Origin of the sequence: Lutibacter sp. (genome assembly GCF_041596795.1) — a bacterium.
Taxonomy (GTDB): Bacteria; Bacteroidota; Bacteroidia; order Flavobacteriales; family Flavobacteriaceae; genus Lutibacter.
The window spans coordinates 1-22,216 of record NZ_JBFHHX010000005.1 but is presented as its reverse complement, the minus strand read 5'-3'; the positions used below and the strand labels follow the sequence as shown (position 1 = coordinate 22,216).

The following is a 22,216-nucleotide window of genomic DNA, read 5'->3' as shown; positions in this document are numbered from 1 at the left end:
AACTTATTTAAAAAGAAAAACCCGTAAATTTAAATTTACGGGTTTTTCTTTTATTGTATGTAAGCAATTAAATTTTCTTAACTCTAACAGCATTTAAACCTTTTAAACCTTTTTCAAGATCATATGTTACCTTGTCGTTTTCTTTAATTTCTTCTAATAATCCGCTAACGTGAACAAAATATTTTTCCTGTGTATTTAAATCTAAAATAAATCCGAATCCTTTTGAAGTATCAAAAAATGAAACTTTACCTTCTTTTGGTAATTCTGGTTCTTCTTCTCTATCCTCTTTTTTAGGAATTCCAATTTCTATACTTGCCGCATCAACCTTTATTTTTCTTGAAGGATCTGGCGGTGTATCTGTTAACTGTCCAAATTCATCTACATATACAAACTCGCTCTCCTGACCACTAGCTTTGCGCTCCTCTTTTTTAAGAAGTTTATCTTGTTTCTTCTTTAAACGTTTTTTTTCTCTTTCTTTTTTACCAAAGGTTTCTTGTGATCCAGCCATTAATGTTTTTAAATGTTTTAAATGAATTTATATTTATGTTTTACTACTAATACTATTAATAGTGTTGTATTTGATTAATAATATTAAAAAAATTTGAATTGCACAAATATAAAACTAAGTTTTGACATTTTGAAATGTATTTTCACATAAAAATAATTTTTATATTTTAATATAACTTTTAGAGCAATTTATCAAAATTTGTAAGTTGCTAATTTTCAGAGAATTTATTAACTTCAAAAAATTAATCAAATCTTTATATTATGTCCAATTTATCAAAGTCTAAACCAAAATTATCATTTTGGATAGTTAGCAGTATTGCATTATTATGGAATCTTTTAGGTGTTTTTGCTTATTTAAGACAAGCTTATTTAACAGATGAAGCTAAAGCAATGCTTCCAGAAAGTGAACAAGCTTATTATAATAACCTACCAATGTGGGTTACTGCAGCTTTTGCAATTGCTGTTTTTGCTGGCACTTTAGGCTGTTTAGGATTGTTGTTAAGAAAAAAATGGGCAAATCCAATATTTATATTATCATTTATAACCGTTATAGCACAATCTGTTTACACATTTTTTATTCAAAAGTTTATTGTAATTAGTATAAATAATGCTATAATGCCACTTTTAGTTATAGTTATAGCTGCATTTTTGGTATGGTTTTCAAAAAATGCATTAAAAAAACAACTACTTTATTAATAAACAATACTTAAAATATATAACCTGAATATAGTATTCAGGTTTTTTTATGTTTAAAATTTCCAAAAACAAATGTAACTTTTATACTTTTGATTATTATGAAACAACTTTTAATTATTGGATTTGTTTGGCCAGAACCAACTTCAACTGCTGCAGGAAGTAGAATGTTACAACTTATAAATATTTTTATTGAAGCAAAATATACCATTACTTTTGTTAGCACAGCAGCAAAAAACAATCAATCTTATAATCTTGATAATTTAGGAATTAAATCGATAAATATTGAATTAAACAATTCAAACTTTGATAAACTATTACTTGAAATAAATCCATCTATTGTTTTATTTGATAGATATTTAACTGAAGAACAGTTTGGATGGAGAGTTGATGATTTTTGTCCAAATGCAATTAAAATTTTGGATACAGAAGATTTACACTTTTTAAGATATGCACGCCAATTAGCAATAAAAAAGAACACCAATAATTTAGAAAAATATTTAATAAATGATATTACTTTAAGAGAAATTGCAAGTATTTATAGATGCGATTTAACCTTAATTATTTCTAAATATGAAGAAAAATTACTGCTTGAAAAATTTAATATTAATGCAGCTATTTTAATTTATCTTCCATTTTTAATAGATACCAATGATTTTTTTATAAATATAAAAAGTCCTTCTTTTACTGAAAGAAAAAATTTTATGACTATTGGAAATTTTAAACATGAACCTAATTACCAAGCAGTTATTAATTTAAAAAACAATATTTGGCCATTAATAAAAGCCAAAATTCCATCAGCAGAAATGCACGTTTATGGCTCTTATGTAACAGAAAAAGTATTGCAATTACAAAATAAAAAGGATGGTTTTTATATAAAAGGATGGATTGAGAGCGCTAAAACGGCTTTTGAAAATAGTAGAGTTTGCTTAGCTCCTATTCAATTTGGAGCTGGATTAAAAGGAAAATTATTCGATGCTATGGTTTTTGGTACACCAAGTGTAACAACCTCTATTGGAGCAGAAAGTATGCACAATAACTTGCCTTGGAATGGTTTTATTGAAGATTCTAATAAAATATTTGCTGAAAAAGCTATAGAATTATACACTAATGAAGGTGTTTGGAAAGAATCACAACAACACGGTTACACAATTTTAAAAGCTTGTTATTCAAAAGAAAAATACTCAAAAGAATTTCTATCATATATAAAAAGAATAGAATTAAACTTTCAATTACATAGAACTAACAATTTTATGGGAACTATGTTAAAACATCATACCTTAAAAAGCACAAAATTTATGTCTAAATGGATTGAAGAAAAAAATAAAAAATAGTTATACTTCTTTAACCTTTAAAATTTGTAAAATTTCAGATGGAATTCTAACTGGTTTCATTAAAACTTTATCTAACAAACACCAAATGGTTTTTGCTTTGGCTAAAAGCTCATCATTTCTTCTAATTTCAACAAATCTTTCAGATTTTACACCATACGAAGATCCTACCCACGTTTTCACTAAAATAGTTTCATTTATAAAAGCAGGTTGAAAATAATCAATCTCGTGCCTTAATACAACCCAAACATATTTCTCATCAATTTTAGAATTACTTAGCTCTTTCCAGTGCTTATTTGCCGCTAATTGAACCCAATTTAAATAATTTATATTATTTACATGGTTTAAATCATCTATTTCACTTGCCTTTACTTCAAGTTTAAATTCATAAGTTAAATCACTCATATTCTAATTTTTACTTCTAAAAAAATTTATAAATGGAACAAAATAAAACGACTAATAAATCCTAAAATTTCTATCAACATATTATAAACAAAAATTAATTGGATTTTTTAAATATAAAATATAAATTTACAATACCTAAAAAGTTCAAGAACCTTAAATTTTTTAAGTATAATTTTAATTATATTAAAAAAATATTACAGTCGTAATTCTTGTATATTAAAAAAATTATCGTGGGGACGACAGTTTTTTCCAAGTTTGCGACTGTTTTTTTGAAAAATATAAAAACAGTTGTGTGGTAGAATCTTATACTTCAGTTGTGGGGACGACACTCTTATGATTTTTTCACAACTGTTTTATATTTTTTAACCACAGCTTTTTACAATTCCGAACAATATTTATCAGTATTTATTTTTTTTGATGATTTATTTTTAAAATTGAAATGTGGCATAAGTGTGTTAATATAATAACGTTTTACATTATTTGCCTTTTTAATATCAAGTTGATTCTGAACTTTTTCTTGCAGTAAAAACATAATCCTTAATTTTAATTTCTTAATAAATATTAATCCTTTAATTATCATAATTAGCTAATCTTAAAGCAATTAAAATTTCAAAATAATTAAAACCATATTTTAGTATAGATTTTAACTTGTTAACTACAAAACCAAAATACATTATACCTTTCACCTTTTCAAAACACATCTATTGCATTTCTATACTTGAATGTAATGTATTTTCATTTTCTAATTGCTCAAAATATATTCCATCATCTTCTGATGTACAAGAGTTTAAAAAAACAGCACTAACTACTATGATAATTATGGATAATTTTAAAAATTTCATTTATTTAACGTTTTATTTTTTATTTAAACTGTTAAAATGCAGCCACAATAGTATCTTCTTAACCATTGTGGGGACGGTGTGTTTGATACAAATACTGTGGCTGATTTTAAAATACGTGTAACTTCAATAAACATATACATTTTTACAAATGCACTGTAAATTAAAGTTTTAAATGATGTGATAAATGATTGTGATAAGTAGAAACGATAAATTACATTTCTAATTTGAGATGTTACTTTTAAATTATTTAAAATAAATAATCTCATAATTTTTCGGGGTTTTGGCAGTTGTTTGGGGTTGACTTATTCTTACACTAATTAATTTTTTAATAAAAGAGGTAGAAACAAAGTTCTTACTAACCATCTAACTTTTTAAAGCATTTTCGGATCACTTTATAAAGTATGTGACTACAGTGTGACTACCTCTTAAGTAGTTAATTTACTTTTTCATGTTTTTTTTCATTCTTACTATTCTTACTAATATTTTCCCTATTTATTAAACTCATTTGGGGTTTACAATAAACTTAATAAATAGGAATCTCTGGGGTGATTTATTTACTTCTAATTTTCTCTAATAATAAATTAAATGTTTTTATTTCAGTTTCGGATAAATTAGCTACTACTCTATTTTCAAACTCTGTTTGAATGCCATCTATTTCCGATAACAAGGCTAAACCTTTGTCTGTTATAGTTATATCTACTTTCCTTCTATTTTCTTCATTTTGAACCCTTGAAATTAATTTTTTTAATCTCAATTTTTCAACCAAGCGTGTAGTATTACTGTTTTTACTAACCATTTGTTCTGATAAGGTTAATAAATCTGTAGGTTCGCCATTTAATTCTCTCAAAGAACGTAACACTTGATATTGTTGAATAGATAAAGAATATTGTTTTAGATGTTCTGAGTAGCTTTCAGTCATCCAGTTACCTGTTTGTAATATGTTATCAATTGTATAACCAGGTAAGTTTAACTTATCCTTTTTTTCATATTTATTCAACTTCAGGGGGACAACAATTTTCTATACATTTATTGTATAGACATCAAATGTATATACAATTATAATATTAAACAAGTTTTTTTGTTAAAATTTTAACATATTTTCTAAAAAAAATTAGCAAAGAAAGTTTTTACATTGATTATAACACTATGCAGTAAAATGTGTAAAAAACAAAATCCCTAATAAAATAAAGGGGTTCCACATTTTTATAACAGCTGAAGTTTTACGATTCCTGATAATTATCATATTTTTAAATATTATTGAAAATATGATATTATTTTCAATGTTTTTACTTAAAAACATATCAAAATCACAAATTTATGTAATATTTTAGGTTATTAAATTTGTTAAAAGTTGAGATTTCTTCCTCTTCCCTTCCCTTTTCCGTTTCCATTTCCGTTTCCAAAACCTCCATTTTGATGCATTGAATTAAATTGAGATTGAAACCAAACTGGTTTTTCAATTTCATTATCAAAAATATATTCTGCAATTTCTATAACATCATCTTTTTTAAAATTCATTTGAGGCATTACTTTAAAACTTGTTACCGCACCCCTCATTAAAGCATTCTCATGGGTTGGATTTAAAACCCAATTTGTAAAAGCTTCAACAAATTCTGGTTTTGCAGAATAAGTCATTAAATATCTTCTTTTTACTGCTGCCATTGGAGGTGCAATTATTTCATCGTGAGATTTTGATGTTACAGAATGACAAGCGTAACAATTTTGTTTCATTAAAATTAATCCTTCTTCTGTAGTATTATTGTGCGCAACTTCTAATTCTGTTGACTTTACTTCTTTTTTTTCATTAGTACAGCTACTAAATAAAAGTATAAACATTACTAAACTAATTTGTAAAAATTTCATTTGGCATTTTTTTAATTATATTGTTTAATAGAGAAATTATATTTAAAGGTATTAAAATTATATTTTTCATTATAGAAAATGTAATCATCAATGGTTAATTTTCCTTTTTTTCTTAAAAATAATAAATCTCCAATTCTATAACTATTAATTTTTATTGTAAAATTTTAAAACTAATCTGTTACTACATTTGACTATTTTATTTACAAATGGTTTAATTTTTAAATTGTAACAAAAGTTTCCGCATTTTATTTTGAAATTTAGACAAAAAAAAAACTCTCAAATTTAATTTGAGAGCTCTTCACTTTTTGATTGTATTATTTTCTATTTAAAAGAAATTTTACGCATACGTAAACTTTGTGGCGTTACTTCTAAATATTCGTCATCTTTAATATATTCCATACATTCTTCTAAAGAGAAATCTGTTTTTGGTGCAATTTTAACACCATCATCAGTACCAGAAGCACGAACGTTTGTTAATTTTTTACCTTTAATAAGGTTTACAGCCATATCTTCTTGTTTGTTGTTTTCTCCAACAACTTGACCTGCATAAATTTCTTGGTTAGGGTCTATAAAAAACTTACCTCTATCTTGTAATTTATCTATTGAATACGCTGTAGCTTTTCCGGTTTCAGAAGAAATAATAGCACCATTATTTGATGTAGTAATTTCACCTTTAAAAGCATCAAAACCTCTTAATCTGTGGTTAATAATAGCTTCACCTTGAGTTGCCGTTAATATTTTATTACGTAAACCAATTAAACCACGTGATGGAATATCGAACTCTAAATGCTGTAAGTCGCCTTTTGGCTCCATTACTAATAAATCTCCTTTTCTTAAGGTAACTAAGTTAATAGCTTTACTTGCAGACTCTTCTGGAACATTAATTACTAATGTTTCATAAGGTTCACATTTAACGCCATCAATTTCTTTTATAATTACTTTTGGTCTTCCTACTTGTAATTCGTACCCTTCTCTTCTCATTGTTTCAATAAGAACTGATAAATGTAAAATTCCACGTCCAAAAACGTTAAATTTATCTTCACTATCGGTTTCTTCAACTCTTAAAGCTAAATTCTTTTCAATTTCTTTAAATAATCTATCTCTTAAGTGTCTAGAAGTTACATATTTACCTTCTTTTCCGTAGAATGGAGAATTGTTAATAGTAAACAACATACTCATTGTAGGTTCATCTACTTTTAATCTTGGTAATGCTTCTGGGTTTTCTACATCTGCAATAGTATCTCCAATATCAAAACCTTCAATTCCTGTAATTGCACAAATATCACCACTTCTTACTTTTTCAGCTCTATCTTTTCCTAAACCTTCAAAAGTATGTAATTCTTTAATACGCACTTTTTTAGTTGATCCATCTGCTTTACAAAGCATGTAATCTTTACCTTCCATTAAATCGCCTCTAAATACACGTCCAATGGCAATTCTACCCACAAATGATGTAAAATCTAGCGATGTAATTTGCATTTGAGGAGTTCCTTCAAAATATGGAGCTTCTGGAATGTATTTAATAATAGCATCTAATAAAGGAACAATATTATCTGTTTCTTCTTTCCAATCATCGTTCATCCAACCATTTTTAGCAGAGCCATAAATAGTTTTAAACTCTAATTGTTCTTCGGTTGCATCTAAAGCAAACATTAAGTCGAAAACTTTTTCGTGTACAATATCTGGTGTACAGTTAGGTTTATCAACTTTATTAACTACTACAATTGGAGTTAAACCAAGTTCTAACGCTTTACCAAGTACAAAACGAGTTTGTGGCATTGGACCTTCAAAAGCATCTACCAACAATAAAACACCATCGGCCATTTTTAATACACGTTCTACTTCTCCACCAAAATCAGCGTGACCAGGAGTATCTATAATGTTGATTTTTACATCTTTATAAATGATAGAAACGTTTTTTGAAAGAATTGTAATACCTCTTTCTCTTTCTAAATCATTATTATCTAGTAATAAATCGGTTCTAACTTTACGCTCATCTAAAATGTGAGCTTGGTCAATAATTTTATCAACCAAAGTAGTTTTACCGTGGTCAACGTGAGCTATAATGGCTATGTTTCTAATAGATTGCATATATGATTTTTTAAGCAGCTGCAAAAGTAGTTGATTTATTTTGTTTTTTACTATGAATTTTTAAATATTAATTTTAATTTAATATACTGATTTACAATAGCATAAAAAAAGAGCCTTAAATAGCTCTTCTTTTTTGTTTTAATTTTTAAATTAAATTTTCCTTCTTTCTCGTTCTGTTTTTAACAAATTTAGTTCTCTGGAAGTTTGTCCAGCTACCGATGTATTTTCTTCTGCTCTTCTAATTAAATACGGTAAAACATCTCTTACCGGACCAAAAGGAAGATATTTTGCTACATTATACCCTTCATTTGCAAGATTATAGCTAATATGATCACTCATACCATATAATTGCCCAAACCATATTCTTTTATCATTTTTATCTAATCCAGATTTTGCAATTAAATCCATTAAAAGATATGAACTTTCCTCGTTATGAGTTCCTGCAAAAATGGCCATATCATCAATATTTTTAAACATGTAGGTTAACACATCATCAAACATTTTATCTGTTGCGGCTTTATTTTCACAAATAGGATCTTTGTAACCATACTCTTCGGCACGTTCACGTTCTTTTTCCATATAAGCGCCACGCACTAATTTCATACCAATTTTAAATCCTTGTTCTTTGGCTCTTGCATGTAAGTCTTTTAAATAATCTAACCTATCCCAACGATATAATTGTAAAGTTCCAAATACAATAACTTTCTTTTTATTGTATTTTTTCATCATTTCTTCAATTAAATCATCTGCAGCGCCTTGCATCCAAGTTTCTTCAGCATCAATTAATAAAGGAACATCTCTTTCAAATGCGGCTTTACTTACAATTTCATAGCGTTCTTTTATTCGTCTCCATTCCACTTCTTCGTGAGCAGTTAACGGAGTTCCTTCAGTAACTTTTTGATAAATACTTAATTTTCCAAATCCGGTTGGTTTAAAAACAGCAAACGGAATACTTTTACGTTCAGTACCAAATTTTATGGTATTTAATGTTTTTTCCATTGCCAAATCAAACTGACCTTCAATTTCTTTTCCTTCGGATGAGTAATCTAACACAGAATGCACATTTTTAGTGTACATTTTATCAATAGTTGGCATACAATCTTCCTCAGTTACACCACCACAAAAATGATCAAAAACGGTAACTCTAATAATACCTTCAACAGGAAGGTGCGTTTTTAATGCAAATTTTGCTAATGCAGATCCAATTTTAACTAAAGGTTCTCTTTTTATCATTTCAAACAAATAAAAAGCCCTATCTAGCTCTGAATTAGTTTTTAAAGCAAAAGCTACTTCAGTATTATTAAATATTTTTTCCATTATAAAAGTATATATACACAAAGATACTTACCAAAGAGTTCATATTTTTAAATTTTTATCTTTAATTTTGCGCAAATTTTATCTAAAATGACACCGATATTATCCAATAATTATTATGTAAACTTTCAAGAAGAAGGATACAAAAAATTAAACAGTTTTGTAGCATCATACAAACCTTCTATTATTTTTGTTTTAGTAGACGAAAACACAAATGAAAATTGCTTACCTAACTTAATGCAACTACTTGAATGTGAAACTACTATTGAAATTATTGAAATAGAATCTGGAGAGGAAAATAAAAACTTAGAAACCTGTTCTGGTGTTTGGCATGCACTTACTGAATTGGGTGCTGATAGAAAAAGTTTGCTTATAAATTTAGGTGGTGGTGTAATTACAGATTTAGGTGGATTTGTTGCTTCATGTTTTAAACGCGGTATTGCTTTTATTAATATTCCAACTACCTTATTAAGTATGGTTGATGCATCTGTTGGTGGAAAAACAGGTGTTGATTTAGGTGTTTTAAAAAACCAAATAGGGTTGTTTTCTGACCCTGAAATGGTACTAATTGACACTGCATATTTAGAAACAATTACCGAGAGAGAATTGCGTTCTGGATTGGCTGAAATTATAAAATATGGCATTTCTTATGATGCTAAATTATGGGATGAGATAAAAGCATATAATGATTTAACAATCAAAAATATAACTAAGTTAATTCATCGCTCTATAGAAATTAAAAATGAAGTTGTAACCGAAGATCCTAAAGAAGCTGGATTGCGTAAAATATTAAACTTTGGACATACATTAGGACACGCTATTGAATCGTATTTTTTAGAAACAGAATCTAAAGAAAAATTAACGCATGGTGAAGCTATAGTTATAGGTATGATAACCGAAACTTTTATTTCTCAAAAATTATTAAATTTTCCAGAAAGTAAATTAATAGAAATTAAAGAGGTGTTGCTTAAAATTTATGGAAAAGTAACAATTGAAACTACCGATTACCAACCTATTTTAGATTTGTTAATTCATGATAAAAAGAATGTGGGTGGAAAAGTTAACTTTGTATTACTTTCTGATTTTGAAAAGTTTAAGTTAGATTGTAAAGTTGAAAAAGAACTTTTAATTGCGGCATTAGACTTTTACAATAAATAATATCTCAAATTAGTTTTCCATAACCTCTTTATAAATTTCTTTATATCCAGGTAATACATTTTGCATACTAAATTTCTTTGCCTGTTCAAAGGCATTGTGTTTAAATTGCTGTAAAGTTGTGTTATCTTTTAATATAAAAATACCATTTTTAGCCATCTCATCTGTATCACCAACATTACTTAAAAAACCTGTAACTCCCTGAATATTAACTTCGGGCAAACCTCCTGAATTTGTTGAAATTACCGGAGTTTTAGCTGCCATAGCTTCTAAGGCTGCCAATCCAAAACTCTCGGTTTCTGACGGCAATAAAAACAAATCGGAATAACACAATAATTTATTTACCTCGTTGCTATTTCCTAAAAATAAAATTTTATTTAGAATTCCTAAGTCTTTTGCTAAATTTTCAATATTTTCTCTATCTGGTCCTTCACCAACTAACAATAATTTAGAAGGTATTTCTTTTTGAATTTTATAGAAAATTTCAATAACATCTTTCGCTCTTTTTACAGGGCGTAAATTACTAATATGAGTAATAATACGCTCATTTTCACTTGCTATATTACTTCGTTGACACTCTGAATCTGAAATTTGTGGATATTTTTCAAAATCAATAAAATTATGAATAACTTTAATTTCTTTTGTTATTTTAAACAAACGTAAAGTATCTCTTTTTAAGCTTTCCGAAACTGTGGTAACAACATCAGAATTATTAATGCTAAATTCTACTGCTGTTTTATAATTTGGATGACTTCCAACTAAAGTTATATCTGTTCCATGCAAGGTTGTAACTACTTTAATATCAACACCTTTTTCTTTTAGCATTTGTTTTGCCATATATGCTGCATACGCGTGTGGAATAGCATAATGAACGTGCAAAATTTCTAAGTCATGTGCTAAAACCACTTCAACCATTTTGCTAGATAAAGCCAATTCGTATGGTTGAAATTGAAATAATGGATATTCTTCAACAAAAACTTCATGAAAATGAATATCATTGGATATAAAATCTAACCTAACTGGCTGCTTATATGTTATAAAATGAACATGATGACCTTTTTGAGCCAAAGCCATTCCTAATTCAGTTGCTACTACTCCACTTCCTCCAAATGTTGGATAACAAACAATACCTATTTTCATGTAATAAATTAAAATTTTATGAACAGACGTAAATATAACTGTAATCTTACAAATAACTTAAAAAGATGCGTTATAAATAGCTTAAAAATTAAAGCCTCTTTCATAAACAGGTATGAAAGAGGCTTTTATAGTTTAACTTGTGTTATAACAAGAATATTAATAATCTCCTAAAGTTTCAGGATTTTGATTTAACGCAACTTCTAATTGCTCATCATTTGGTGCTTTTCCGTGCCAAGCGTGTGTGTGCATCATAAAATCAACACCATTACCCATTACTGTTTTTAATAAAATACATACAGGTTTTCCGTTTCCTGTTAGTGATTTTGCTTTTGCTAAACCAGCTTTTATACTGTCAATATCATTTCCTTTTTCAACTTCTAACACAATCCATCCAAAAGCTTCAAATTTAGCTTTTAAATCACCTAATGGTAAAACTTGATCTGTAGAACCATCTATTTGCTGACCGTTATAATCTATTGTTGCAATATAATTGTCTACATTTTTACCAGCAGCATACATAATTGCTTCCCAGTTCTGACCTTCTTGTAATTCACCATCTCCGTGTAAAGAATACACTAATTTAGTATCTCCATTTAGTTTTTTAGCTTGTGCAGCACCTAAAGCAACACTCATTCCTTGACCTAAAGAACCAGATGCAATTCTAATTCCTGGTAAACCATCATGAGTTGTTGGATGCCCTTGTAAACGTGAATTTAACAATCTAAATGTTGCTAATTCAGCTACTGGAAAAAACCCACTTCTAGCCAAAACACTATACATTACTGGTGAAATATGACCATTAGATAAGAAAAATAAATCTTCATTTATTCCATCCATTGTAAAATCTGTTGAATATTCCATTACATCTTGGTACAGTACCGTTAAAAACTCATTACATCCTAATGAACCTCCTGGATGACCAGAATTTACTGCGTGAACCATTCTCACAATATCTCTTCGTACTTGTTGCGCAAAATCTTGCAATTGTTGTGTAGTTGACATTTTTATAATTTAAATTAAAAACGCAAAAATAGCATTTTTGATGTTGGTTTAACTAAAATATTTTAAGAAACTTATTTTTGTGTTATTAACAATAGTTATGTTTTCTGTTTTTTCTTTTTTGCAGCAGGAAATAACACATTATTTAAAATTAATCTGTAGCCTGGAGAATTTGGAAATAAATCTAACTCTGTTTTAGCATCGCCTACTCTATGCTGATAATCTTCTGGATCGTGACCGCCATAAAATGTAAACATTCCTTTTCCTTTAGTTCCGTGAATGTATCTGGCCTCTTTATTTGATTTTATTTCACCCATAATCAACACATTAGACTTTATTTCATTGCTATCAAAACTTGTTGTTTGCCCCATAAAACCTTTTACTAATTGTGTATGATTTTGGCATAACATAGTTGGAATTGGATCCCATTTGGCAGAATATTCTTGCAGTGAAAAATAATCTGAAGTTACCTGAATGGTTCTTTTTGAGGTCATATCAATAGAAGAAAATTCATATTCTAATGGATTTTTAACCAAGGTAAAATCCTTAAAAGCAAAAGTTTTATTGAAATCCATTTTTTCTTGATAATTAGCCTCAGAAGGATCACCATCAAACATAGTTTCGCAAATATCTACACCTTCTGCAGCTAAAGAAATATCAAAACTATCTGTAGCTGAACACATTGCAAACATAAAACCACCACCAATTACAAAATCTCTAATTTTTAAAGAAACTGCTAATTTTTCTTCTGAAACTTTTTTGAACCCTAATTTTTCAGCTAATTCTTCAGCACTTTTCTTTTGTTCTATATACCAAGGTGTGGTTTTATATGCTCCATAAAACTTTCCATATTGTCCGGTAAAATCTTCGTGGTGTAAATGCAACCACTCATATAATAATAATTTATCTTCTAGTACTTCTACATCATAAACAACATCAAAAGGAATTTCTGCATAACTTAATACCATAGTTACTGCATCATCCCAAGGCATTTTATCTTTAGGTGAATACACTGCTATTTTTGGTGCTTTTTCAAGATCTATAGCGTCCATATTTTTTGAAGGACTGCTAATTTCCTCTAATATAGATGCAGCCTGAGAATCAGAAATAATTTGAAAAGTAACGCCTCTTATTTTACATTCTTTTCTGGTTGCTTCGTTGTCTTCCAATAAAAAAGATCCTCCTTCATAATTTAACAACCATTTAGCTTTATTTCCTTTATTTAAAGACCAATAGGTAATTCCGTAAGCTTTTAAATGATTGGTTTGAGAAACTTCATCCATAGGAATTAAAATAAATGAAGCTATTATATTTTGAGAACATATAATTGCAAAAAACAGCATCAACTTTACGTTTGACACTGTTTTTAAAATATTTTTTATTTTTACTTTAAGTTTAAAATGGTACATCATTGTCATCAAAATTATCAGGAGCTCCAAAAGCATCTTCTGCCGAAGGCATTTGGCTTTGAGAAATGGCACTATTCATTTTTGAATGAAATTCATTTCCATAATCCTCATCTAAATTACTAAATTGTGCTAAATGACCTGTAAATTTCAATCGAATATTATCTAAACCACCATTTCTGTGTTTTGCAACAATAAATTCAGCTTGTCCTTCGCACGGTGTTCTTTCTTCATCATCCCACTCTGTAAGTCCATAATACTCAGGACGATAAATAAACGAAACAATATCCGCATCTTGCTCAATTGCTCCAGATTCACGTAAATCTGATAATAAAGGTCTTTTACTTCCACCACGTGTTTCAACAGCACGCGACAACTGAGAAAGTGCAATTACCGGAATACTTAATTCTTTTGCCAATGCTTTTAAATTTCGAGAAATTGTAGAAATTTCTTGTTCTCTATTCCCTCCTCCTTTTTGAGAGGTTCCGGCAGTCATCAACTGTAAATAGTCAATAATTATAATTTTAATTCCGTGTTGTGAGGCTAAACGACGTGCTTTTGCACGTAAATCAAAAATAGACAACGACGGAGTATCATCAATAAACATTGGTGCTTTTGATAAATTTTTAACTTTTACGTTCAATTGCTCCCATTCGTGTGGTTCTAAATTTCCTTTTCTTAATTTTCCTGAAGAAATTCCTGTTTCACTTGATATCATACGGGTAATTAACTGAACAGATGACATCTCTAATGAAAATATAGCAACAGGTTGGTCAAAATCTATGGCCATATTTTTTGCCATAGACATTACAAAGGCCGTTTTTCCCATACCAGGACGCGCAGCCAAAATAACCAAATCGGATGGTTGCCAACCAGACGTTAATTCATCTAAACGCGTAAAACCAGTAGCTATACCACTCATTCCTTGCTTGTTAGATATTTCTTGAATTTTCTTAATTGCCTGAGTTACTAAACCTTGTGCGTCTTCAGAACCCTTTTTTAAATTTCCTTGGGTAACTTCAAATAATTTGGTTTCGGCAGAATCTAATAAATCAAAAACATCAACAGTTTCATCATACGATTCTTCAATAATTTCCGAAGAAATTGAAATTAATTTACGTTGAATATATTTTTGAAGAATAATACGCGCGTGAAATTCAATATGCGCAGAAGATGAAACTTTTTGAGTTAAACCCACCAAATAAAAATCGCCACCAGCCAACTCTAAATGACCGGTTTTTCTTAACTGATTTGCGACAGTTAATAAATCTGTTGGTTCACTATTTTGAAATAAGGCATAAATGGCTTCATATATAAATTGATGTGCTTCTTTATAAAAAGCTTCTGGATGTAAAATATCAATAACATCATCTACTCCTTTTTTATCAATCATCATAGCACCTAAAACCGCCTCTTCAAGCTCTAGTGCTTGTGGTGGAATTTTACCTTTTTCAAGGCTTATAACAGGACTTTTCTTTATAATTTTTGATGGAACAGGTTGTAAATTTTTCACTAGTTATTTTTATTTTAAATTTAATTTTTATGTTAGAATATACAAAAAATGAACCGAATTATTTTAAAACTTTCTATAAATTTTTCAATACTTCTAACACAATGGCAAATGTAATTTTTAATAGGTGAATATAGGCTGATTTTTCAATATTTTTTAAACAGATTTTGTTGACAAGTACGTTAATTGTTAATAACTATTTTTAGGTAAAACTCTTTTTTAATTCATTATTTTTGACTTATGAAAGAAAAAAAAATAACTAAAATTTTGGTGGTTTTATTAATCATGCAATGGGCTTTTATTCAACTAATTGCCTTATACCCAAGTTTTATTGAACAATTTTACTCCAATGGATTATATGTTTTTTTAAATAAAATTTATCAGTTTTTATTAGGTTGGATTCCTTTTTCTTTTGGTGATATTTTATACCTTTTACTTATTATTTACCTTATTAAGGAAGTAATATTTTTTATAAAAAATAAATCCTTCAATTTTAAAAATGTTGTATTAAAATTAGGTGCTTTTATTTCAGTGCTTTTCTTTGTATTTCATTTTAATTGGGGACTAAATTATTATAGAATAGGTGTTTCTGAAAAATTAAATATTAAAATAGATTCTTATTCAACCAATGATCTTGAACTTTTTACAAAACGTTTAATTTTAAAAATAAATGAAACCCATATTTTAATTACAAAAAACGATACAATTTTAGTTGAAAACCCTTTAAATAAAAAGCAAATTAGAGAAAAATCGTACCTAGTTTATAATGAGTTTCAACAAAAATTTCCTGAATTTCAGCATCATCAATTGCATGTTAAAAATTCATTATTTAGTGTTCCTTTAGCGTACATGGGTTTTGCCGGTTATTTAAATCCGTTTACAAATGAAGCGCAAGTAAATTATTTAATTCCAAAAAACACCTATACATCTACCGTTTGTCATGAATTGGCACATCAAATTGGTATTGGACCTGAAAGCGAAGCTAATTTTGTTGGGTACTTAGCTGGTATAAATTCTTCTGATCTTTATTTTCAATACGGTGCGTATTTTAATGCTTTACGCTATTGTTTAAACGAGATTTTTCACACAAATCCGGCTGCATTTGAAGCGTTAAAATCTACTTTAAACCAAGGTATTTTAAAAGATTTACAACTGCAACAAGATTTTTGGGAAACCTATCAAAACTGGTCGGAAAAATATTTTAAAATTTTTTATGATAACTTTCTGAAAGCAAACAATCAAGAAGATGGTATTAAAAGTTATAGTAAAATGGTAGTGTTGCTTGTAAATTACTATAAAACTAATCAATTATAAAAATTTTAAATTTACTTTTGCACTTATGAAAAAAGTGATTACAAGCACGCAAAATTCGTTTGTTAAAGAATTAGTGCAACTAAAAGATAAATCGCGTGTTCGAAAAAAAACAGAAACCTTTTTAATTGAAGGTTTTCGTGAGATACATTTGGCTTTACAAGGTAATTACCAATTGAAAACCATTTTATTTGATCCCTCTATTTTTGACCATAAACAATTAGTTAATTTTAGTGACGACATTGAAATTATTGAAATTTCTAACGATGTTTATAAAAAAATAGCGCTACGCGAAACAACAGAAGGAATTTTAGCCATTGCAAAAACTAAAAATTTAGATTTAAATAGCTTAATAATTAATTCTAAAAGTCCTTTAATTTTAGTTGCAGAAGCCCCTGAAAAACCAGGAAATATTGGTGCTTTATTAAGAACTGCAGATGCTGCAGGAGTTGATGCTGTACTTATTGCTAATCCTAAAACGGATATGTACAATCCAAATATTATTAGATCAAGTGTTGGTTGCGTTTTTACAACTAATATTGCAACTGGCTCTACAAATGAAATTATTGAGTATCTAAAAGAAAAAAACATTGCTATTTACGGTGCTGCTTTAACAGCTTCAGTTGAATATCAAACAATAGATTACACAAAATCAAGTGCCATTGTAGTTGGAACAGAAGCTACTGGCTTAACCGATAATTGGTTGGATAACACTACAAAAAACATTATAATTCCAATGCGTGGAGCTATAGATTCTATGAATGTGTCTGTAAGTGCAGCAATTATTGTTTTTGAAGCTGTAAGACAACGACAAATATTATAAATTAAGATTAAAGAAGAATTGTTAATAGTTGTCAGTTCATTATATATAGTACCTTTAAAACTTTTAACCTTTATAACTCTATCAACTAAACTTTTAAAATAAATTAATGAATCCTACTACTCTATTTTACATCTTATTAGGAATAATAATTGCAAAATATTTATTTGATACGTATTTAGATGCTCTAAATGCAAAACATTTTAACGATGCTATACCAAAAGAATTAGAAGGAATTTACAACGAAGATGAGTACTTAAAATCGCAAGCATACAAAAAAGAAAACCATAATTTTTCAACTATTTCTAGTGGGTTTTCTATTTTAACAACTGTATTGTTTTTTGTTTTTGATGGCTTTGCTTTTGTTGATACTATTGCAAGAAACATCTCCAACAACTTAATAATTATTACATTAGTTTTCTTTGGAATTATTGTTTTTGCAAGTGATATAATTTCGCTGCCTTTTTCATATTATAAAACATTTGTAATTGAAGAAAAATACGGTTTTAATAAATCTACCTTAAAAACTTTTATACTTGATAAAATAAAAGGTTGGTTTATGATGGCTATTATTGGTGGAGGCATTTTTGCATTAATCACTTGGTTTTATTTAATTACAACTACAAATTTTTGGTTATATGCTTGGGCTTTAATTGCTGTTTTTTCCATTTTTATGAATTTGTTTTATTCTAAATTAATTGTGCCAATTTTTAACAAACAAACACCTTTAGAACCTGGAGATTTAAAAACTGCTATTGAGAAGTTTTCTAACAAAGTAAATTTTAAAATTGATAATATTTTTGTTATAGATGGTTCTAAAAGATCTACAAAGGCTAATGCCTATTTCTCTGGATTTGGAGCTCAAAAAAGAATTACATTATATGACACCTTAATAAATGATTTAGAAACAGATGAAATTGTTGCGGTTTTAGCACACGAAGTTGGTCATTACAAAAAGAAACATATAATTTATAACCTTATTCTATCGTTACTTTTAATGGGTTTTACATTGTATATTTTATCCTTATTAATAGGTAACAACTTATTATCTCAAGCTTTAGGTGTTGAACAAGCAAGTTTTCATATTGGATTAATAGCTTTTTCTATTCTATACAGTCCAATTTCCGAAATCACTGGTTTTTTTATGAATATTTTATCAAGAAAATTTGAATATCAGGCAGATAATTATGCAAAAGAATTTTATAATGCCACGTCATTAATTTCAGCATTAAAAAAATTATCAAAAAACAACTTAAGTAATTTAACACCTAACAATTTTTACGTAAAATTTCATTATTCTCACCCAACATTATTACAACGAATTTTAAATTTAAAAAAATAGGATTTAACTTTTGTTTAATTACTTTAAAGTATTATTTTTAAAATATGGCATACAATATCAGTACAGAAGAAGAAAATAAAGAGATTGCTAGGCGTTATAAAGACCTTTTAAAAGGTGCTTATCAAACTTTTACTGATGAAGATAAAAAGGAAATTAGAAAAGCCTTTGATATTGCTGTGGAAGCACACAGCAGTCAAAGAAGAAAAACTGGTGAACCTTATATCTATCATCCAATTTCTGTTGCAAAAATTGTAGCTTATGAAATTGGGTTAGATACAACTTCTATAATTGCCGCATTATTGCATGATGTTGTTGAAGATACCGATTATACAACTGAAGATATAGAACGATTATTTGGTGAAAATGTAGCTAAAATTGTAGATGGGTTAACAAAAATATCCTATTTAAATAAAGAGCAAGACGCTTCAATACAAGCAGAAAATTTTAGAAAAATGCTGCTTACTTTAAATGATGATGTTCGTGTTATTTTAATAAAAATTGCAGACAGATTGCACAATATGCAAACAATGGATGCAATGCCTGCAGATAAACAGTTAAAAATAGCTTCGGAAACCTTATATATTTATGCACCATTAGCGCATAGATTAGGCTTGTATAATATTAAAACTGAATTAGAAAATTTAGGCTTAAAATATACAGAACCAGAAGTTTATAATGAGATACAAGATAAAATTCGTCAGAATAAAGATTCTCAAGATCAATATATAGAAGGTTTTTCAAGCATTATAAAAGAAGCATTAGATGCCGAAGGTTTTGACTATTTTATAAAAGGTAGACGTAAATCTATTTATTCTATTCGTAAAAAAATGCTTTCACAAGGAGTTTCATACGATGAAATTTACGACAAGTTTGCCATTAGAATTATTTACAAATCAACTGAAAAAAATGAAAAATTTGATGCTTGGAAAATATATTCTATTGTAACTGATTTCTTTAGGCCAAATCCTAGTAGAATGCGCGATTGGATTAGTCAACCAAAATCTACCGGTTACGAATCCTTACATATTACAGTAATGGGACCACAAGGAAAATGGGTTGAAGTTCAAATTCGTTCATCAAGAATGGATGAAATTGCAGAAAAAGGATATGCAGCACATTATAAATATAAAAACCAAAATGAACGTGAAAGCGGTTTAGACAATTGGTTAAATAAAATTAAAGAAACTTTTGAAAATCAAGATGGTAGCGCTATTGACTTTGTGGAAGACTTTAAGCTAAATTTATATTCAAAAGAAATTTTTGTATTTACACCAAATGGAGAATTAAAGGCGCTTCCAAAAAATGCTACAGCATTAGATTTTGCTTTTTCTATTCATACTCAAGTTGGTATGAATTGTAGAGGTGCTAAAATTAATGGAAAATTAAAACCAATTAGCCAAGAGTTATTTAGTGGTGACCAAGTAGAAATAATTACATCAAAAAATCAAAAACCAAATATTGGTTGGTTAGATTTTGTAGTAACTGCCAGAGCAAGAACCCGAATAAAAAGCGCTTTAAAAGAAGGTCAAAAAAATATAGCAGAAGAAGGAAAAGAAATTCTAACAAGAAAACTACGTCATTTAAAAATCACCTTAAATGAAAAAGTAGTAAATGAGTTGGTGGTTTATTTTAAATTAAAAACTAGTTTAGATTTATTTTATAGAATGGGTAATGGCTCTATAGATAATAATGAACTAAAAGATTTTATTTCGCATAGAAATAATGCATTTGTAAATTTCTTTAAAAATAAAATTAAAAGAAGTGCAAAAAATCCAGAACTTGTTGAAACCAATGAAGTTGAAGATAAATATGATTTATTAGTTTTTGGAAATGAAGAAGAACGATTAGATTATAAAATGTCGCAATGCTGTAATCCAATTCCTGGTGATAAAGTTTTTGGTTTTGTTACTATAAATGAAGGAATTAAGGTTCATAAAAAGGATTGTCCAAACGCCATAAGTTTACAAGCTAATTACGCATATAGAATAATTCCAGCAAAATGGATAGATTCTTCTAAACAAGAATTTAAAGCAATTTTAAAAATTCATGGTGTAGATCACGTTGGAATGGTAAATGAAATTACCCAAGTTATTTCAAAAAATATGCACGTAAATATTTTAAGTTTAAATATTTCTGGATTGGATGGAGTTTTTGATGGAAAAATCACTGTAAGTGTTATAAACAAAAGCCAATTAGAAAAATTAAGTGATAGTCTTAAAAAAATTGATGGTGTTGATACTGTAGATAGAATTTACAAACATTAATTTATAAACAATTATAAGTTAATAAATATGGTTATTTGTCACCTAATTTTAAAAAATAAGAAGTAAATTTGTTGTTTAGTTCTACAACGTAAAAAGTTGAATTTATGAGTAATGATAATCAAAAAATTGTAAAAAACGTTTTTGTTAATTTTTTAGAAGCAAATAGCCATAGAAAAACACCCGAACGTTTTGCTATATTACAAGAAATTTACGACCTAAATCATCATTTTGATATAGAATCTTTATATATCCAAATGAAAAATAAAAACTACCGAGTTAGTAGAGCTACTTTGTACAATACAATTGAATTATTACTAGAATCTGGTTTAGTTAGAAAGCATCAATTTGGTCAAAATCAAGCACATTACGAAAAATCGTATTTTGATAAACAACATGACCACGTAATACTAACTGATACCGGAGAAGTTATTGAATTTTGTGATCCGCGAATTCAAATTATTAAAAAAACAATTGAAGAAACTTTTAATATCGATATTCAAAATCATTCGCTTTATTTCTACGGAACAAAAAAACAAAACAACTAACATATTATAAAAACCAATCATGGCTGTAAATTTATTATTAGGACTACAATGGGGAGATGAAGGAAAAGGGAAAATTGTAGATGTTCTTACCAAAGATTATGACATTATTGCTCGTTTTCAAGGTGGACCAAATGCAGGACACACATTAATTTTTGATGGGCACAAACACGTTTTACACACTATTCCATCAGGAATATTTCATAAAAACGCAGTAAACGTTGTAGGAAATGGTGTTGTAATTGATCCTGTAATTTTTAAAAAAGAATTAGAAAACCTATCTGTATTTAATTTAGATTTTAAATCTAAACTACTTATTTCTAGAAAAGCACATTTAATTTTACCAACACATCGTTTATTAGATGCTGCAAGTGAAGCTGCTAAAGGAAAAGCCAAAATTGGTTCTACTTTAAAAGGAATTGGTCCAACTTATATGGACAAAACAGGTAGAAACGGAATGCGTGTTGGTGATTTAGAATTAGAAGATTGGAAAGATAAATATGCAGCTCTAACCGAAAAGCATATTAAAATGATTGACTTTTTTGATGTAGATGTTCAATATAATTTAGAAGAATTAGAAGCTGAATTCTGCGAAGCTATTGACGTTTTAAAACAATTAACTTTTATTGATAGTGAAGAATATTTAAACAACGCTTTAAAAAACAATAAAACTATTTTAGC

General features: G+C 28.1%; 21 protein-coding genes. 9 read left to right on the top strand and 12 right to left on the bottom strand.

What is annotated here, in order from left to right:
* Nucleotides 1–67 precede the first annotated feature (67 nt).
* A complete protein-coding gene (locus tag ABY298_RS01345) occupies nt 68–508 on the bottom strand; it encodes a cold-shock protein (RefSeq protein ID WP_372744186.1) in 441 nt (146 codons plus the stop codon).
* Nucleotides 509–768: 260 nt separating this feature from the next.
* Between ABY298_RS01345 and ABY298_RS01340 the strand changes: the two genes are divergently transcribed.
* Nucleotides 769–1,203, top strand: a complete 435-nt coding sequence (locus ABY298_RS01340) for a hypothetical protein (RefSeq protein ID WP_372744185.1) — start codon at nt 769–771, stop codon at nt 1,201–1,203.
* 98 nt (nt 1,204–1,301) lie between these two features.
* Nucleotides 1,302–2,534 (top strand): glycosyltransferase, encoded by a 1,233-nt coding sequence (locus ABY298_RS01335; RefSeq protein ID WP_372744184.1) that lies wholly within the window; start codon nt 1,302–1,304, stop codon nt 2,532–2,534.
* On the opposite strand, the gene ABY298_RS01330 is transcribed toward ABY298_RS01335, so the two are convergent.
* From ABY298_RS01330 to ABY298_RS01300, 7 genes are all read right to left on the bottom strand, one after another.
* On the bottom strand, nt 2,535–2,936 hold the full coding sequence (locus ABY298_RS01330) for an acyl-CoA thioesterase (protein ID WP_372744183.1): 402 nt from the start codon (nt 2,934–2,936) through the stop codon (nt 2,535–2,537).
* Nucleotides 2,937–3,637: 701 nt separating this feature from the next.
* Nucleotides 3,638–3,778: a hypothetical protein gene (locus ABY298_RS01325; protein WP_372744182.1), complete on the bottom strand. Its 141-nt coding sequence runs from the start codon at nt 3,776–3,778 to the stop codon at nt 3,638–3,640.
* Nucleotides 3,779–3,801: 23 nt separating this feature from the next.
* Nucleotides 3,802–4,044: a hypothetical protein gene (locus tag ABY298_RS01320; RefSeq protein WP_372744181.1), complete on the bottom strand. Its 243-nt coding sequence runs from the start codon at nt 4,042–4,044 to the stop codon at nt 3,802–3,804.
* A gap of 284 nt (nt 4,045–4,328) precedes the next feature.
* Nucleotides 4,329–4,775, bottom strand: a complete 447-nt coding sequence (locus ABY298_RS01315) for a MarR family winged helix-turn-helix transcriptional regulator (protein WP_372744180.1) — start codon at nt 4,773–4,775, stop codon at nt 4,329–4,331.
* A 347-nt stretch (nt 4,776–5,122) separates the two neighbouring features.
* A complete protein-coding gene (locus tag ABY298_RS01310; RefSeq protein WP_372744179.1) occupies nt 5,123–5,641 on the bottom strand; it encodes a hypothetical protein in 519 nt (172 codons plus the stop codon).
* A gap of 321 nt (nt 5,642–5,962) precedes the next feature.
* Nucleotides 5,963–7,732, bottom strand: a complete 1,770-nt coding sequence (gene typA, locus ABY298_RS01305; protein WP_372744178.1) for a translational GTPase TypA — start codon at nt 7,730–7,732, stop codon at nt 5,963–5,965.
* Nucleotides 7,733–7,882: 150 nt separating this feature from the next.
* Nucleotides 7,883–9,049: a proline dehydrogenase family protein gene (locus ABY298_RS01300; RefSeq protein ID WP_372744176.1), complete on the bottom strand. Its 1,167-nt coding sequence runs from the start codon at nt 9,047–9,049 to the stop codon at nt 7,883–7,885.
* Nucleotides 9,050–9,136: 87 nt separating this feature from the next.
* Between ABY298_RS01300 and aroB the strand changes: the two genes are divergently transcribed.
* Nucleotides 9,137–10,204, top strand: coding sequence for a 3-dehydroquinate synthase (gene aroB / locus ABY298_RS01295; protein ID WP_372744175.1), 1,068 nt, complete (start codon nt 9,137–9,139; stop codon nt 10,202–10,204).
* Between the two features lie 9 nt (nt 10,205–10,213).
* Here aroB and bshA read toward each other — a convergent pair whose 3' ends face one another.
* The 4 genes from bshA to dnaB form a co-directional block, all read right to left on the bottom strand.
* Nucleotides 10,214–11,341 carry an N-acetyl-alpha-D-glucosaminyl L-malate synthase BshA gene (bshA, locus tag ABY298_RS01290; RefSeq protein WP_372744174.1) on the bottom strand — a complete coding sequence of 376 codons (1,128 nt, stop codon included), beginning with the start codon at nt 11,339–11,341 and terminating at the stop codon, nt 10,214–10,216.
* A gap of 156 nt (nt 11,342–11,497) precedes the next feature.
* Nucleotides 11,498–12,343, bottom strand: coding sequence for a transketolase (locus ABY298_RS01285; protein ID WP_372744173.1), 846 nt, complete (start codon nt 12,341–12,343; stop codon nt 11,498–11,500).
* A 95-nt stretch (nt 12,344–12,438) separates the two neighbouring features.
* Complete coding sequence (locus ABY298_RS01280) at nt 12,439–13,683, bottom strand: asparagine synthetase B (protein ID WP_372744218.1); 1,245 nt, start codon at nt 13,681–13,683, stop codon at nt 12,439–12,441.
* 52 nt (nt 13,684–13,735) lie between these two features.
* Nucleotides 13,736–15,259 (bottom strand): replicative DNA helicase, encoded by a 1,524-nt coding sequence (dnaB, locus tag ABY298_RS01275; RefSeq protein ID WP_372744172.1) that lies wholly within the window; start codon nt 15,257–15,259, stop codon nt 13,736–13,738.
* A gap of 237 nt (nt 15,260–15,496) precedes the next feature.
* On the opposite strand from dnaB, the gene ABY298_RS01270 reads away from it, so the two are divergent.
* The 6 genes from ABY298_RS01270 to ABY298_RS01245 all read left to right on the top strand — a co-directional run.
* A complete protein-coding gene (locus tag ABY298_RS01270; RefSeq protein WP_372744171.1) occupies nt 15,497–16,570 on the top strand; it encodes a DUF3810 domain-containing protein in 1,074 nt (357 codons plus the stop codon).
* 25 nt (nt 16,571–16,595) lie between these two features.
* Nucleotides 16,596–17,390: a TrmH family RNA methyltransferase gene (locus ABY298_RS01265; RefSeq protein ID WP_372744170.1), complete on the top strand. Its 795-nt coding sequence runs from the start codon at nt 16,596–16,598 to the stop codon at nt 17,388–17,390.
* Nucleotides 17,391–17,496: 106 nt separating this feature from the next.
* Nucleotides 17,497–18,729, top strand: a complete 1,233-nt coding sequence (locus tag ABY298_RS01260) for a M48 family metallopeptidase (protein WP_372744169.1) — start codon at nt 17,497–17,499, stop codon at nt 18,727–18,729.
* Nucleotides 18,730–18,773: 44 nt separating this feature from the next.
* The gene (locus tag ABY298_RS01255; protein WP_372744168.1) at nt 18,774–20,993 is read left to right on the top strand and encodes a bifunctional (p)ppGpp synthetase/guanosine-3',5'-bis(diphosphate) 3'-pyrophosphohydrolase; all 2,220 of its coding nucleotides are present in this window, start codon (nt 18,774–18,776) and stop codon (nt 20,991–20,993) included.
* 104 nt (nt 20,994–21,097) lie between these two features.
* Nucleotides 21,098–21,538: a Fur family transcriptional regulator gene (locus ABY298_RS01250; RefSeq protein ID WP_372744167.1), complete on the top strand. Its 441-nt coding sequence runs from the start codon at nt 21,098–21,100 to the stop codon at nt 21,536–21,538.
* A gap of 19 nt (nt 21,539–21,557) precedes the next feature.
* On the top strand, nt 21,558–22,216 hold a 659-nt coding region (locus tag ABY298_RS01245; RefSeq protein ID WP_372744166.1), incomplete at its 3' end, for an adenylosuccinate synthetase.